Origin of the sequence: Belliella buryatensis, assembly GCF_900188245.1 — a bacterium.
GTDB classification, from domain to species: Bacteria; Bacteroidota; Bacteroidia; order Cytophagales; family Cyclobacteriaceae; genus Belliella; species Belliella buryatensis.
The window spans coordinates 109,565-124,691 of the sequence record NZ_FZOK01000012.1 but is presented as its reverse complement, the minus strand read 5'-3'; the positions used below and the strand labels follow the sequence as shown (position 1 = coordinate 124,691).

The 15,127-nt window shown below is 37.9% G+C and carries 13 protein-coding genes; all 13 read left to right on the top strand.

What is annotated here, in order from left to right; all coding sequences use genetic code 11:
- The first annotated feature begins 192 nt into the window (after positions 1 to 192).
- From CHB66_RS13065 to CHB66_RS13005, 13 genes are read left to right on the top strand one after another with little or no spacing between them, the layout of a single operon-like run.
- The gene (locus CHB66_RS13065) at positions 193 to 1,452 is read left to right on the top strand and encodes a c-type cytochrome (RefSeq protein WP_089241664.1); all 1,260 of its coding nucleotides are present in this window, start codon (positions 193 to 195) and stop codon (positions 1,450 to 1,452) included.
- Between the two features lie 37 nt (positions 1,453 to 1,489).
- Entirely contained in the window at positions 1,490 to 4,573 is a 3,084-nt protein-coding gene (locus CHB66_RS13060; protein ID WP_089241662.1) for a TAT-variant-translocated molybdopterin oxidoreductase, read from the top strand.
- 18 nt (positions 4,574 to 4,591) lie between these two features.
- Positions 4,592 to 5,956: an NrfD/PsrC family molybdoenzyme membrane anchor subunit gene (gene nrfD, locus CHB66_RS13055; protein ID WP_089241660.1), complete on the top strand. Its 1,365-nt coding sequence runs from the start codon at positions 4,592 to 4,594 to the stop codon at positions 5,954 to 5,956.
- Positions 5,957 to 5,958: 2 nt separating this feature from the next.
- Entirely contained in the window at positions 5,959 to 6,489 is a 531-nt protein-coding gene (locus CHB66_RS13050; RefSeq protein ID WP_089241658.1) for a DUF3341 domain-containing protein, read from the top strand.
- A gap of 13 nt (positions 6,490 to 6,502) precedes the next feature.
- Positions 6,503 to 7,129: a c-type cytochrome gene (locus CHB66_RS13045; RefSeq protein ID WP_089241656.1), complete on the top strand. Its 627-nt coding sequence runs from the start codon at positions 6,503 to 6,505 to the stop codon at positions 7,127 to 7,129.
- A gap of 2 nt (positions 7,130 to 7,131) precedes the next feature.
- Positions 7,132 to 8,421, top strand: coding sequence for a quinol:cytochrome C oxidoreductase (locus tag CHB66_RS13040; RefSeq protein WP_089241654.1), 1,290 nt, complete (start codon positions 7,132 to 7,134; stop codon positions 8,419 to 8,421).
- A 24-nt stretch (positions 8,422 to 8,445) separates the two neighbouring features.
- Entirely contained in the window at positions 8,446 to 9,483 is a 1,038-nt protein-coding gene (locus CHB66_RS13035; protein ID WP_089241652.1) for a cytochrome c oxidase subunit II, read from the top strand.
- A gap of 16 nt (positions 9,484 to 9,499) precedes the next feature.
- Complete coding sequence (locus CHB66_RS13030) at positions 9,500 to 11,389, top strand: cytochrome c oxidase subunit I (protein ID WP_089241650.1); 1,890 nt, start codon at positions 9,500 to 9,502, stop codon at positions 11,387 to 11,389.
- On the top strand, positions 11,370 to 12,452 hold the full coding sequence (locus CHB66_RS13025) for a COX15/CtaA family protein (protein ID WP_089241648.1): 1,083 nt from the start codon (positions 11,370 to 11,372) through the stop codon (positions 12,450 to 12,452). Before CHB66_RS13030 ends, CHB66_RS13025 begins: the two co-directional genes overlap by 20 nt.
- Positions 12,449 to 13,351, top strand: coding sequence for a heme o synthase (gene cyoE / locus CHB66_RS13020; protein ID WP_089241646.1), 903 nt, complete (start codon positions 12,449 to 12,451; stop codon positions 13,349 to 13,351). Before CHB66_RS13025 ends, cyoE begins: the two co-directional genes overlap by 4 nt.
- Position 13,352: 1 nt before the next feature.
- Positions 13,353 to 13,934, top strand: a complete 582-nt coding sequence (locus CHB66_RS13015; protein WP_089241644.1) for a cytochrome c oxidase subunit 3 — start codon at positions 13,353 to 13,355, stop codon at positions 13,932 to 13,934.
- A 22-nt stretch (positions 13,935 to 13,956) separates the two neighbouring features.
- Positions 13,957 to 14,733: a cytochrome c oxidase subunit 3 gene (locus tag CHB66_RS13010; protein WP_089241642.1), complete on the top strand. Its 777-nt coding sequence runs from the start codon at positions 13,957 to 13,959 to the stop codon at positions 14,731 to 14,733.
- Between the two features lie 22 nt (positions 14,734 to 14,755).
- Positions 14,756 to 15,085: a cytochrome C oxidase subunit IV family protein gene (locus tag CHB66_RS13005; protein WP_076501750.1), complete on the top strand. Its 330-nt coding sequence runs from the start codon at positions 14,756 to 14,758 to the stop codon at positions 15,083 to 15,085.
- Positions 15,086 to 15,127 lie beyond the last annotated feature (42 nt).

Here is a 15,127-nt window from a genome sequence, read left to right as displayed (position 1 = left end):
AAGATTCTAAATTATCTAAACCATCTGTTTAAAATTTATAAGACATTGAAAAACAAATAAATACAATTACCGTAAGGCTATTTACTGTTACTTACCATGTATGGAAGTCAAGTTTGAAATGTAGAATTGGGGTAGTACATTTGCACTGTTTATTTGAAAACCGTGAATTAAACTGTTTAATAAGTAATAAATATGTCGATCAAACGCTCATTATTAAGTGTTCCCTTAAGAATTAGCACATTGGCCATGGTGTTCTTCCTAGTTTTGGGAGCGCAAGCCTTTGGAGCTAATCCTGATGTTTCTGACAGTGAAGAAGCGATTGCTGCTGGTAAATCTATCTTCAATGCTAACTGTAAAACTTGTCACAAACTGGATCAAAAGTACACAGGCCCTGCCCTGAGAGGAGTGACTGATAGAAGATCTATCGATTGGGCAAAAAGTTTCATCAGAAACTCTGGAGCTTTAATTGCATCAGGAGATGCCCAAGCTAATGCCATCTACAAGGAATACAATAACCTTGCGATGCCAAATCATGAGTTTTTAAGTGACTCTGATCTTGATAATCTACTTTCTTATATTGAATATGGGGACAAAGAAGCTGCTGTCGCAGATGGAGGAGATGGAAGTAGTGCATCATCTTCTACTGGTGGTTCAGGAGTTCCTAGTGAATACTTGACAATAATTCTAGCTGTATTAGTCGTTGTACTTTTGCTCATATTAATTGTTCTAGGTCTGATCATCTCTGTTTTGACCAAATATCTTAATAGTCAGAAATTAGATGAAGAAGATCAAGAATTCATCAATCAGAAGTTTAATTTCTCTAAAGTACTTAAGAGTGATGCTTTTGTGATCATTGTAACAGCTCTTGTTATTGCTCTTGTAGCAAAGACTGCCATAGATGGATTATACTCCGTAGGTATACAACAAGGATATGCTCCTAAGCAGCCTATTGCATTTTCGCATCAACTACATGCTGGTCAATATGAAATTGAGTGTCAATACTGTCACACCGGTGTAGAGCTCGGTAAATCTGCAAATATCCCTTCAGCCAACATTTGTATGAACTGTCATACACACATTCAAAATGTGGGTGGTAAAGATGGTATTTCACCAGAAATTCAAAAAATCTATAATGCCGTTGATAATAATCAACCAATCGAGTGGGTGAGAATCCACAACCTACCAGACTTGGCCTATTTTAATCACGCTCAGCACGTGGCTGTAGGTGGTATCGAGTGTCAAACTTGTCATGGGCCGATTGAAGAAATGGAGGTTGTTTATCAGCACAGTTCACTTACAATGGGCTGGTGTATCGACTGTCATAGACAGACTGATATCAATGCTGCTGGCAACGAGTATTATGATAAATTGGTGCAATTACATTCCGACAGCAAGAATGCACTGAAAGTGAAGGATATCGGAGGCTTGGAATGTGCTAAGTGTCACTATTAATTAAATCAATTCAGAACCTACTTTTCTTGACTATAAAATGAAAGAAAATAATAAGACATATTGGAAAGGAATAGAGCAATTGACAAACGATCCTGAGTTTGTTAAAAATGCTGATAGAGAATTCCCTGAATTTACATCATCTTCCAACGGTGAAGAAGGGCCTTCTAGAAGAGACTTTCTCAAGTTGATGGGATTTAGCTTAGCGGCTGCATCATTAGCAGCCTGTGAAGCTCCCGTAAGAAAGGCTATTCCTTATGTTAACAAACCTGTTGATATCAGCCCATCTATTCCTAACTATTACGCTTCTACTTTTGCTTCTGGAGGTGATTATGCATCTGTTGTTGTAAAAACAAGGGAAGGTAGACCTATTAAAGTTGACGGAAATGAATTGTCTCCGATCAATGGAAAAGGAGTTAGCGCTATAGTTGAAGCTTCTGTACTTTCTCTTTATGACAAACAAAGATTGGCTGGCCCTTTTATCAATGGGGAAAAGTCAGACTGGTCTTCTATCGACGCTGAAGTGAAGTCTAAGCTTGCAGCTGCTGGTACTGTTAAAATTGTAACAAACACCATCCTTTCTCCTTCCACAGAAAAAGCTTTAGCTAAGTTTTCTGAGTCTTTTGGAGGAGCTGAAGTGATTACCTATGATCCTGTTTCAAGCTATGGTATTACCAAAGCATCTGAGACTGTTTATGGATCTGCAGTGCTTCCTACATATAGGTTTGACAGAGCAAAAGTAATTGTGAGTTTCGGTGCTGATTTCCTTGGTACTTGGATTTCACCAATTGAGTTTGCGAAGCAATATGCAAAAGGTAGAAAAATTACCAAAGAAAAGCCTGAAATGTCTAGACATTATCAGTTTGAATCCAACCTTTCTTTGACAGGTTCTAATGCTGATTATAGAACACCAATCAAGGCTTCTGCTAGTGGTTTGGCGGTACTTGCCTTATATAATGCATTAGCAAAAAAAGCAGGGGCTATTACTTTTAATGCTGCTGCTGTGGATGTTTCAAACCTTGATAAGGCAGCCAATGAACTTTGGGCAAATAGAGGAGCCTCTTTAGTAGTATCAGGCTCAAATGATCCTAATGTTCAAGTCATTGTTAATGCTATTAATGACTTACTAAATAATAATGGTGTTACTGTTGATTTCTCTACACCTTCTTATTTCCGTAAAGGAGATGATGCTAAAATGAATCAGTTTGTTACTGATTTGAATGCTGGAAGAGTTGGAGGGGTAGTTTTCTACAACTGTAATCCTGTATATGATTTTGTAAGAGGTGCTGAGGTAGCTTCAGGAATCGAAAAGGCAAAAGTATCCGTAGCAACAAATGGCACTATGGATGAGACAGCTTCTTTGGTACAGTTTGTAGCTCCTGATCATCATTACTTAGAGTCTTGGAATGATTTTAATCCAAGAAAAGGTGAATTCTCTCTTGCTCAGCCTACTATTTCTCCTCTTTTCGATACAAGACAAGCGCAGGAGTCTTTCTTGGTTTGGGCTGGTGAAGAAACTAACTACTACGATTTCTTACAAGAAAATTGGAGAGCTTCACTTTTTGCCGCTCAATCTGAAACTTCAGACTTTCAAGAATTCTGGGATAGATCACTTTTCAACGGTGTATATAGCCTAGAATCTACTTCTTCTGCCTTAACTGCTAATGGAGATGCTTCTGCTGCAGCTGCTGCCGTTGCAAGGACTTACAAAGCTGATAATGCAGGAACAGAGTTGGTTGTTTATACAAAAATAGGTATTGGTAATGGTACTTTTGCAAACAACCCATGGTTGCAAGAGATGTCTGATCCAATCTCTAAAGCTACATGGGATAACTATTTGACAGTTTCTCAGAAGTGGGCAAATGAAAATGGTTTGAAGATGTTCGAAGGAGCAACTCAGAAAGCCAAAGTGACTATCGGTGATAAATCTATTGTTGTTCCAGTTTTAGTTCAACCAGGTCAAGCAATAGGAACAGTTGGCTTAGCATTAGGATATGGAAGAACCAAAGCGGGTAGAGTTGCTAATGGTGTTGGTATCAATGCTTATGAATTGCTATCTGTTAATAATGGTTTTGTAAACTTTGACGTAATTGAAGGTGTAACTGTAGAGTTGACCTCAGATAAATATAAGATTGCACAAACTCAGACTCATCAAACTTACATGGGTAGAAACTTTGTCGTACAGGAATCAATCCTTCCTGAGTACAAAGAAAATGCCTTTGCAGGTAGATATCAGCCTAAAATTTACAAGGAAGGTGAGTTTGTGAAACCTTCTAAAATATCTCTTTGGAAAGGCCATCAATACAGCCAGCATCATTGGGGTCTTGCTATAGACATGAACTCTTGTATTGGTTGTGGTGCTTGTACTGTTGCTTGTCAAGTTGAAAACAACGTGGCAGTAGTTGGTAAGCAAGAAGTGCTCAATAGAAGAGAAATGGCTTGGATCAGAATTGATAGATACTATTCTTCTGATGCAGAGGTTGGAGATAATGATGGTTTGGAAATCGCTGCTGAAAATCCTGAGGTTGTATTCCAGCCAATGATGTGTCAGCATTGTAACAACGCTCCTTGTGAGACAGTATGCCCAGTGGCTGCTACAACGCACTCTTCTGAAGGTCTTAATCAAATGACTTACAACAGATGCATTGGTACAAGATACTGTGCTAATAACTGTCCTTATAAAGTAAGAAGATTCAATTGGTTCAAATACCATGACAATAAATCATTTGCTGCTGTCAATGTGGCTCAGAATGACGATATGGGTAAAATGGTATTGAACCCTGATGTAACTGTAAGAGCTAGAGGTGTAATTGAAAAATGTTCTATGTGTGTTCAGAGAATTCAATCTGGAAAATTGACTGCCAAGAAAGAAGGTAGAAAAATCCAAGATGGAGAAATCAATACAGCTTGTGCTACGGCGTGTCCTACAGATGCGATTGTATTTGGTGATATGAATGACCCAAATAGTAAGATTACAGCTACTTTGAAGATTCAGGAAGAGACTCTTTCTGCAACTAAAGAGGTGAATGAAGAAAGAGCATACCACGTGTTAGAAGAGATCAATGTCAATCCTAACGTATGGTACTTTACCAAAATCAGAAATAAGGATAAATCAGAAGCGTAATAAATAATTTTATAAGATATGCAGGTTACTTCATCCGTACGTGAGCCGCTGATTACAGGCGGTAAAACCTTAAAAGACGTCACCCATGACGTGTCAAGACAGGTAGAAGGCAAACCAACTCTTGGTTGGATCCTTGGCCTTTTGGTTGCAGTGGGTGCCTTATTGTTAGGAAGCCTTGCGCTGGTAGCTACCCTTTGGGAAGGTATCGGTATGTGGGGTCTAAATAAAACTATTGGTTGGGCATGGGATATCACCAACTTTGTGTGGTGGGTTGGTATTGGTCACGCTGGTACTTTGATCTCGGCTGTATTGCTGCTATTCAGACAGAAATGGAGAATGGCGATCAACAGAGCTGCGGAAGCCATGACGATTTTCGCCGTTATCTGTGCCGCTATGTTCCCAATAATACATATGGGTAGACCTTGGTTGGGAGCTTATTGGGCACTACCATTACCAAATACCTTTGGGTCACTTTGGGTAAATTTCAACTCACCGCTTCTTTGGGACGTATTTGCGATTTCTACCTATTTCTCTGTTTCTTTGGTATTCTGGTACATCGGTTTGATTCCAGATTTCGCTACGATCAGAGATAGAGCAACTGGCCTTAGAAAAACTATCTACGGTGCGCTTTCTTTTGGTTGGGATGGTGCTGCTAAAACTTGGAGCAGATACGAATCAGTTGCTTTGATTTTGGCTGGTTTGGCCACTCCTTTGGTATTGTCAGTTCACACTATTGTATCCTTTGACTTTGCGACATCCGTAATCCCTGGTTGGCATACTACAATCTTCCCCCCATATTTCGTGGCGGGTGCGATTTTTTCTGGCTTTGCCATGGTATTGACCTTGATGATCATTACAAGGAAGGTGTTTAAGCTGGAAGATTACATTACCATAGGACACATTGAGTTGATGAATATCGTAATCATCATTACTGGTTCAATTGTAGGTATAGCTTATATTACTGAATTCTTTATAGCTTGGTATTCTGGTGTAGCAGCAGAGCAGTACGCATTCATCAATAGAGCATTTGGCCCTTATTGGTGGGCATATTGGTCTATGATGACATGCAATGTGATCTCCCCACAACTATTCTGGTTCAAAAAGATCAGAACTTCAATTGTCGCTACTTTCATACTTTCTTTGGTAGTAAACATCGGTATGTGGTTCGAACGATTTGTAATCATTGTGACATCTTTACATAGGGATTTCTTGCCATCATCTTGGGCGATGTTCTATCCTACTTTGTCAGATATCGGAGTGTACTTATTCACTTTTGGTTTGTTCTTTACCTTATTCTTGTTGTTCGCAAAGTTCTTCCCAGTAATCAACATGGCTGAGGTGAAATCTATTGTTAAGTCTTCATCAGAAAAAGTAAATAAATAATCATGGAAAGAGATAAGAATTTTGTCCTCGGTGTATTTGATGATGAGGATGTTTTGTTAGACGCCGTATCTAAGGTTAGAGGTAGTGGTGTTAAGATTCATGAAGTTTATTCACCTTTTCCAGTTCATGGGATTGATGATGTACTTGGATATAAAAGGAGCAGGCTTCCTATTGCAGCTTTCCTTTTTGGGATACTTGGAACGACTTTGGCTTTAGTCATGCAATTTTATATGATGAAAATTGACTGGCCTATGATTATAGGCGGTAAGGATCATGCTGCATTCCCTGATTTTATCCCAGTTACTTTCGAATTGACTGTCCTTTTGGCTGCTTTCGGTATGGTGGGAGTATTTATGGTATCTTCCAACTTGAAGCCTTGGGCTCAGCCAAGAATCTTCGATCTAAGAATCACAGATGATAAGCATGTGATGGCTATCGATTTAGCGACTAATGCATCTTTGGGAGAAGAAAAGATTGGTGATATTCTAAAATCTTCTGGTGCTACAGAAGTCAATAAAAAAAGTTTTGAATAGTAACTCAGACAATATGAAATTGATAAGATCCATATATGTATTAGCTACTGCTGGTGTTGCCATAGGGCTTGCATCTTGTAGTGCCTCAGGAGATCATCCTGGGTACGAATACGCACCTCAAATGTACAATTCTGTAGCGTATGAACCATTGACTCAAATTATCAATGAAGATGAAGGTAAATGGTTGTCTACGAGAGAAGATGAAAAGGGTGAGTTCTTCAACTCTAATATCAATAACCCGCATAGAATGAATATGAGAGAACCTGTAGCTAATACAGTTCCTCGAACTAAAGATGGAATGTTGCCATACAGGTTGAAGGCTTTCGAACTTGAAAAGGCCGCGGAAATCCAGAACCCAGTTGAATTGACAGATCAAGTTCTTGAAGAGGGTAGACAACTTTATCTTCAGTATTGCTCAGCCTGTCATGGTGCAGCTGGTGAGGGAGATGGTAAAGCTGGTGAAGTTATTGGTGGTGTTGCTAACCTTAAAGGTGGTGCTTATATCAATCTTCCTGAAGGCCATATTTTTCATGTGATCATGAAAGGAAAAGGCAGAATGGGCGCTCACGGCTCTCAAATTCCTCAAGAAAGAATTTGGAAAATTGTTCACTATGTTAAACAAGAAATTCAGAAGCAATAATCATGGCGCAGGTATCAAGTTATAATTTAGATCAAAAATTTGATTTCACAGCTTCTTTGAAGAAGTCCATCATGACTGTTTTGGGTCTTGGTGTAGCTTTGTTCGCTGTTGGAGTTATTACATCTTTGTTTGGTGGTCATCATGATGAAGCAGCTGATGCTAGTGGTCATGCTTATCATTGGTATCATAGGGTTTTTGCAAACCTTTGGATCAACAATGTTTATTTCACGGGTATCGCTGTTATCGGAGTTTTCTTCTTTGCAATACAGTATGCTGCACAAGCTGGTTGGTCAACTGGTATATTGAGAGTGATGCTTTCACTTGGCAACTGGTTACCGATAGCTGGAGTTTTAATGATTGTTACCTTCTTTGTAGCTAGCCATGATTTATTTCACTGGACACATAGCTATTTGTTTGATAAAAATGATCCTCAATATGATTACATCATAGATGGTAAAGGAGCATTCTTCTATTGGCCAATGGAAAAAGGTTCCTTCCCTATTTTCTTTATCATTAGAATGATTGCATTCTTTGGTATATGGGTCTTTTTCTTTAATAAATTGAAGAATCTTTCTTTTGCAGAGGATAACCTTTCAGGGTCTCATGATTGGTCAAATATCAGAAAATGGTCAGCTATTTTTCTAGTTTTATTTGCTGTTTCCTCTTCAATTGCTGCCTGGGACTGGATCATGTCTATCGATACACACTGGTTTTCTACTATGTTTGGTTGGTATGTATTTGCATCTTGGTTTGTAGCAGGACTTTCAGTGATCACATTGATTACGCTTTATCTAAAAGGTAAAGGTTACTTGGAAATGGTCAATGAAAATCATATTCATGACTTAGGTAAGTTTGTATTTGCATTCTCTATTTTCTGGACATACATCTGGTTTTCACAGTTCTTATTGATCTATTATGCCAATATTCCTGAGGAATCTGTTTACTTCGTAGAAAGATTACAAAGCGACGTGTATAGCCCGTTCATTTTTGTAAACCTAGCACTAAACTTTGTGTTGCCGTTCCTTGTTCTTATGACACGTGATTCTAAAAGACATGGTGTCTTTCTTAAAGTTGTTTGTTCTTTGATTATCTTAGGACATTGGTTTGATTTCTTCTTGATGGTTCAACCAGGTACTTTAGGTCACAATGGAGGGTTTGGCTTAATGGAAATTGGAATGTTGTTGATATTTGGTGCCGCTTTTGTTTTCGTAGTGTTTAAATCTCTAGCAGGTAAAAATTTGGTAGCCAAAAATCACCCAATGCTTGAAGAGTCATATCATCATCACATTTAATATTTATCCGAAAAAGTAAAAATTATGTACGGATTTCTTATTGCAGTTGGTGTTTTGTTGTTGCTGTCCTTGATATGGATGGTTTACAGAATACAAACCCTAGTTTCAGTTGTTAAAGGTTCTGATAAGAAGATTGCTTCAAGTAGTAATAAGGTAAACGCCTTATTGTTTGTTGTATTCCTTTTTGGAGCTGGAGGTTTGATGTTTTGGTATTCAATTAAAGAGTTTGATAACTACAATCTTCCTTTAGGCTCCGAACATGGTGCTGTGACAGATCAGTTATTTTGGATTACAATGGCTGTAACTGGTGTTGTATTCATTATAACTCATATTCTTCTTTTCATTTTCCCATACAAGTATCAATATAGTGAGAAGAGGAAGGCTACGTTTTACCCTGATAACAATAAACTAGAAGTTATTTGGACAGTAGTCCCTGCTGTTGTATTGGCTATTCTTGTGATAGGCGGATGGAAAGCTTGGTCTGATATTACAGCTCCTGCACCTGAAAATGCTCATGTCGTTGAGATCATGGGTTATCAATTTGCTTGGGAAGTTAGATATCCCGGTTTGGACAATGTTCTAGGTGATCATGACTATAGATTAGTCAACGAAGTAAATAATCCTTCTGGAGTTGATTTTACGGATAGAAATGCTTTAGATGATTTTACATCTCCAGTCGTAGTGATCCCAAAGGGAGAACCTGTTCTATTTAAAATTAGAGCTAGAGATGTTCTTCACTCTGTTTTTGCACCACATATGAGATTGAAAATGGATGCAGTTCCTGGTATGCCTACTAGATTTTGGTTTACGCCCACAAAAACAACAGCAGAAATGCGTCAAGAACTGGGTGACGAGGAATTTGTTTATGAAATTGCTTGTACTGAAATATGTGGAAGGGGTCATTTCTCAATGCGTAGAGAAATCAGAGTAGTTGAGCCTGCAGAATATCAGGAATGGTTGAAAGAACAAAAACCATATATTGTCAACAATCCAGCACTGGTTGAAAACTTACCTTCAGATTTGAAAGAATTGGCCGATATCACTATCGGTGAATATAAGTAATTAAATAAGTAAAATTATGGCAACAGCTAACGTAGCTTCTCATGGTGCTACTGCTCATGATCATGATCACGAGCATCACGATAACTTTATCACGAAGTACATCTTTAGTACTGACCATAAAATGATCGGTAAACAATTTTTGGTTACTGGTATTTTCTGGGCTTTGATTGGAGGTTTTCTTTCGATTTTATTTAGACTTCAATTAGGTTTTCCTGATATGGACTTAACATTCCTTAAGCCATTACTTGGAGGCTGGATTGATGAGGCGGGTAAACTTGATCCTAATTTCTATTTGGCGTTAGTTACGATGCATGGTACCATTATGGTTTTCTTTGTATTGACAGCTGGCTTGAGTGGAACATTCTCTAATTTCTTGATACCTCTTCAGATTGGTGCAAGAGATATGGCTTCAGGATTCATGAATATGCTTTCCTACTGGTTCTTCTTTGTATCAGGTGTGATCATGTTTATTTCTCTTTTCCTTGAAAATGGCCCTGCAGGGGGTGGTTGGGTAGTATATCCTCCGTTATCTGCATTGGAGCAAGCTATTCCAGGTTCTGGTATGGGTATGACGCTATGGTTGATTTCGATGACCTTTTTCATTGCTTCGTCCTTGTTAGGAGGTATCAATTATATAACGACAGTTATTAACCTAAGAACCAAAGGTATGTCTTTCTCTAGACTTCCATTGACAATTTGGGCTTTCTTCCTGACAGCTGTTATTGGTTTGTTATCATTCCCAGTTTTATTTGCTGCTGCATTGCTATTGGTATTCGATAGAAGTTTTGGTACTTCATTCTATTTATCAGATATATACATTTCTGGAGAAGGAGCTCTGCCAAATACTGGCGGTAGTCCAGTTTTATACCAACATTTATTCTGGTTTTTAGGTCACCCTGAAGTATATATTGTATTGTTGCCAGCATTAGGTATCACTTCAGAAGTAATTGCTACAAACTCTAGAAAGCCAATTTTTGGTTACAAAGCCATGATTATTTCAATGTTGGGTATTACTATACTCTCGTTTGTAGTTTGGGCTCACCACATGTTTGTGTCAGGAATGAATCCATTTTTGGGTTCCATCTTCATGTTCCTAACATTAATTATTGCTATCCCATCTGCTGTAAAAGTATTTAATTACTTGACTACACTTTGGAGAGGTAATTTGATCTTTACTCCTGCAATGTTATTTTCCATTGGATTAGTTTCATTCTTTATATCTGGTGGTTTGACTGGTATTTTCTTAGGTAATTCTGCAATTGATATTCAACTACACGATACATATTTTGTAGTTGCCCATTTTCACCTTGTAATGGGTTCTGCTTCTTTCTTTGGATTGATGGCTGGTGTTTATCATTGGTTCCCTAAGATGTTTGGTAGAATGATGGATGCTAGGCTGGGATATATCCATTTCTGGTTGACATTTGTGGGTGTTTACTTGGTATTCTTCCCGATGCACTATATCGGTATCGCTGGATTCCCTAGGAGATACTATTCTTGGACCAATTTTGAGTTTTCTAACATGTACACTGATTTGAATATGTTTGTATCTGCGGCAGCTATTATCACATTTGCAGCTCAGTTCATCTTCTTGTTCAATTTCTTCTATAGCATGTATAGAGGCAGAAAAGCGAGTTTAAACCCATGGAGATCTACCACTTTAGAGTGGACTACTCCATTATTCCCAGGACATGGTAACTGGCCTGGTGAAATTCCTTCAGTGTATAGATGGCCGTATGATTACTCTAAGCCAGGTGCTAAGGAAGACTTCATTATGCAAACAGTTCCGTTGTCTGCTACTCCTGAATCTAACCTTCCTCATGAACAGGAATTGGTTAAATTAGAAAAGGAAATTATCGCAGAGGAAGAGGAAGTGTTGGTAGCAAATGAATCTAAGGAATCTTAAATCAATTAACAGCTTTCGCAGGATCTCTTTGATTACTGTGATTGCTGTTTATTTTCTGATCTTGGTTGGTGGGATTGTCAGAAGTACCGGTTCTGGTATGGGATGTCCTGATTGGCCTAAATGCTTTGGGAGCTGGGTTCCGCCAACGAGCGTGAATCAGCTCCCAAATGATTATCAGGAAATATACCTCGAAAAGCGAGTTGAAAAAAATGATCGCTTTGTCGCTAGTTTAGAAAAGTTAGGTTTTACGAATAAGGCAGAAGAGATAAGAAATGATAAGTCTATTTTGATAGAGGAGGAGTTTAATGCCACCAAAACATGGATAGAATATATCAATAGATTAATTGGCGTTGTCATCGGTCTTTTGATAATACTTACTGTTTATAGATCTCTTTCTTTATGGAGTCAAGATAAATTAATTCCTATCTTATCTATTGGCAGCTTGATCCTCGTTCTCTTTATCGGTTGGATAGGTTCAATCGTCGTTTCCACGAATTTATTGACATGGATGATCACCATACATATGTTGTTAGCACTGTTATTGGTTTGTATATTAATCTACATCCATTTCAGAGCACATCATATTGGTAAAGAGATCAAAAGAAGGACTTATAAATCTAAAAGACTTTCTATTATATTATTCATTGGTTTCATTCTAATGATAGTACAAATTATCTTGGGTACGCAGGTGAGAGAAGAAATTGATCAAGTTGCCACAGCCATGGGGAACTTGTTGAGAAGTACTTGGATAGAGCAATTGGGTTTGCCTTTTCTTATTCATAGGTCTTATTCCTTGGTGCTCTTGGGTATTCATCTGCTGTTTATTTATAAAATTTATAAATACTCGCTTCGTAATTCAGGAATCTTCAAATTATCACAATTACTACTTATAATAATTGTGTTTGAAATATTGACGGGGGTTGGGATGGCATATTTTGCAATTCCAGCTTTCCTGCAACCAGTCCACCTATTATTAGGTGCATTGATCATAGGAATTCAATTCTTATTGTTATTGAATCTTTTTGATCAAAATAAATTAAAAATAGACACAGTTAGTTCATGAGGACTTTAAATATTGTCGAAAATACGCTAATCGATGCAGTTGCTTTTAGAGCAAAGGCATATTACGAATTGATCAAATTCAGACTGAGCGCATTGGTTACTTTCTCTGCGGTGTTTGGATTTATTTTGGGAGACTCTGGAGTAGTTTTTTCTTGGGGGAAATTCTTTGCCTTGATGATTGGAGGTTTTCTGATTAGTGGTGCTTCTGGGGCGGCAAACGAAATATGGGAAAGAGATTATGACAAGCTAATGAAGCGAACTCAAAACAGACCTCTTCCTTTAAAACAAATTACTCTTTCAGAGGCCTATTGGTTTACTACAATAGTTGGGATTATTGGTGTAAGTATACTCTGGTTATTTACCAATCCTTTGACTACTGCTTTGGGTGTATTAAGCATGATTCTTTATGTATTTGTTTACACCCCTTTGAAGCGAGTTGGGCCAATAGCTGTTTTTGTTGGAGCAATCCCTGGGGCTATGCCTCCTTTGTTAGGTTGGACTGCTGCTACTGGGATGATTTCACATGAGGCCTTGATTATCTTCGGGATTCAGTTTGTTTGGCAATTTCCTCATTTTTGGGCTATCGCTTGGGTAAGTGACGAAGATTATAAAAAGGCTGGATTTAAGTTATTGCCTTCTGGTGGAAAAAAGGACCTCAATACTGCGATTCAAATTATGATTTACACCTTGTTCTTATTGCCTCTGGGTTTGTTGCCTACTTACTTTGGTTTGACAGGGCTAAATTCAGGTATCGTAGCTACAGTTTGTGGTGTTCTTTTCTTAGCGCAGACGTTTTCCTTGATGAGAGATTGCTCAAGAAAATCTGCTTTGAAGATCATGTTTGGATCGTTTTTGTATCTTCCGATTGTACAAATTGCGTATTTACTAGATAAGATTTAAGATGGAGGAAAAATTCGCATATATTGAAGGGGCAGAGCAACCAATTTCCATGCATCCAAAGAAGTTTGCACTATGGTTATTTATGGTTACTGTTGTAATGATTTTTGCAGCTTTGACTAGTGCTTATATTGTCAGACAGTCCGAAGGTAATTGGTTGGAGTTCACTTTGCCTGATATATTTTATTATACTTCAGGAATTGTGGTACTTAGCAGTATTTTTCTTCATTGGTCTTATGTCTCAGCTAAAAAAGATGAACTTGTCCAAGTAAGGTTAGGTATGTCAATTGCGGTTATATTGGGAATCCTTTTTCTAATAGGTCAATGGTATAGTTGGGTTGCATTAGTAGACAAAGATGTATATTTTGTAGGTAATCCTGCAGGCTCCTTCTTGTATGTTTTTACAGGTTTGCATGCATTACACTTGATTAGCGGTGTGATATTTCTAATTATTGTATTAATTTCGTCCTTTAGATACAAGGTACATTCTCAATCTATGACACCGATGGAAATGTGCGTAACCTATTGGCATTTCTTGGGAGGTCTATGGTTATACCTATTTATGTTCTTGCAACTTAATCATTAAATATAAAGTTAATTTAATTCATATGTCGACGACTGCAACAGCGATCGGAGTTAGCTCCAAAAGAGGAATCTGGGGAGGTGGTAATGAACCTCTAAAAGCCAGTTATGGAAAGCTCATGATGTGGTTTTTCCTACTTTCAGATATCTTTACATTTGCCGCATTTTTGATTACTTATGCAGCTATCCGCGTAAGTTATCCTGCCTACTCAGGAACAATGGATGCTTTCCAAGGCTCTAATGAGTACTGGCCTATTCCAGAATTGGTATTTGATGCTTTTCCTTTCTTCCATGGAGTTCATATGCCATTGGTCTTTGTAGGTTTGATGACATTTATTTTGATCATGAGCTCTGTTACGATGGTATTGGCTGTAGAAGCTGGTCATAGAAATGATAGAAACGACGTAGTAAAATGGATGCTTTGGACTTTACTTGGTGGAATCACATTCCTGAGCTGTCAAGCATGGGAATGGTCTCACTTTATTCACGGTTCTGATAATGGAGCTGTACTGACTTATGTGAACACACTGAATCAAGTTGTAACAGAGACCATTTATGGAGCCAATTTGGTAGTTAATGAATATGGCCCAGCCGCTTTTGCCCAACTATTCTTCTTTATCACTGGATTCCACGGATTTCACGTAACTATTGGAGTGGTATTGCTATTTCTAGCCTTTTATCAAGCGGCAGTTGGTGTGTATGAAAGAAGAGGACATTATGAAATGATTGAAAAAATTGGTCTTTATTGGCATTTTGTTGATCTTGTATGGGTATTCGTTTTTACCTTCTTCTACTTAATCTAAAGAAATTATAAGCATATTTGATATGGCAGCACAAGAAAATAAAACTAGCTTGGAAGTAATTCCTAGAGATAATGCTAAAATTATGAAAATCTGGAAGACAGCTGGGATCCTATTAGCGATCACTGCGGTTGAATTCTTGATGGCTTTTACCATGGATAGAGGTCTTTTACTCTACTTCCTCTTTATTGTATTGACAATTTGGAAAGCGAAATACATTATGATGGAATTTATGCATCTTGGTGAAGAGGCAAAACCTTTATTTTATTCTATCATAGTACCACTCATATTTTTGGTGTGGTTGGTAATTGCATTGATGAGAGAAGGCACAGACATCTTTATGTTAAGGTGGTAAAATCTTTCTATTAACAAAAAAAGTAGGTTGGAGATGGACTCT

Excerpts from the sequence above, each read along its gene's own strand:
- CHB66_RS13065 (WP_089241664.1), top strand. The coding sequence starts at position 193 with ATGTCGATCAAACGCTCATTATTAAGTGTTCCCTTAAGAATTAGCACA.
- CHB66_RS13060 (WP_089241662.1), top strand. The coding sequence starts at position 1,490 with ATGAAAGAAAATAATAAGACATATTGGAAAGGAATAGAGCAATTGACA.
- nrfD (WP_089241660.1), top strand. The coding sequence starts at position 4,592 with ATGCAGGTTACTTCATCCGTACGTGAGCCGCTGATTACAGGCGGTAAA.
- CHB66_RS13050 (WP_089241658.1), top strand. The coding sequence starts at position 5,959 with ATGGAAAGAGATAAGAATTTTGTCCTCGGTGTATTTGATGATGAGGAT.
- CHB66_RS13045 (WP_089241656.1), top strand. The coding sequence starts at position 6,503 with ATGAAATTGATAAGATCCATATATGTATTAGCTACTGCTGGTGTTGCC.
- CHB66_RS13040 (WP_089241654.1), top strand. The coding sequence starts at position 7,132 with ATGGCGCAGGTATCAAGTTATAATTTAGATCAAAAATTTGATTTCACA.
- CHB66_RS13035 (WP_089241652.1), top strand. The coding sequence starts at position 8,446 with ATGTACGGATTTCTTATTGCAGTTGGTGTTTTGTTGTTGCTGTCCTTG.
- CHB66_RS13030 (WP_089241650.1), top strand. The coding sequence starts at position 9,500 with ATGGCAACAGCTAACGTAGCTTCTCATGGTGCTACTGCTCATGATCAT.
- CHB66_RS13025 (WP_089241648.1), top strand. The coding sequence starts at position 11,370 with ATGAATCTAAGGAATCTTAAATCAATTAACAGCTTTCGCAGGATCTCT.
- cyoE (WP_089241646.1), top strand. The coding sequence starts at position 12,449 with ATGAGGACTTTAAATATTGTCGAAAATACGCTAATCGATGCAGTTGCT.
- CHB66_RS13015 (WP_089241644.1), top strand. The coding sequence starts at position 13,353 with ATGGAGGAAAAATTCGCATATATTGAAGGGGCAGAGCAACCAATTTCC.
- CHB66_RS13010 (WP_089241642.1), top strand. The coding sequence starts at position 13,957 with ATGTCGACGACTGCAACAGCGATCGGAGTTAGCTCCAAAAGAGGAATC.
- CHB66_RS13005 (WP_076501750.1), top strand. The coding sequence starts at position 14,756 with ATGGCAGCACAAGAAAATAAAACTAGCTTGGAAGTAATTCCTAGAGAT.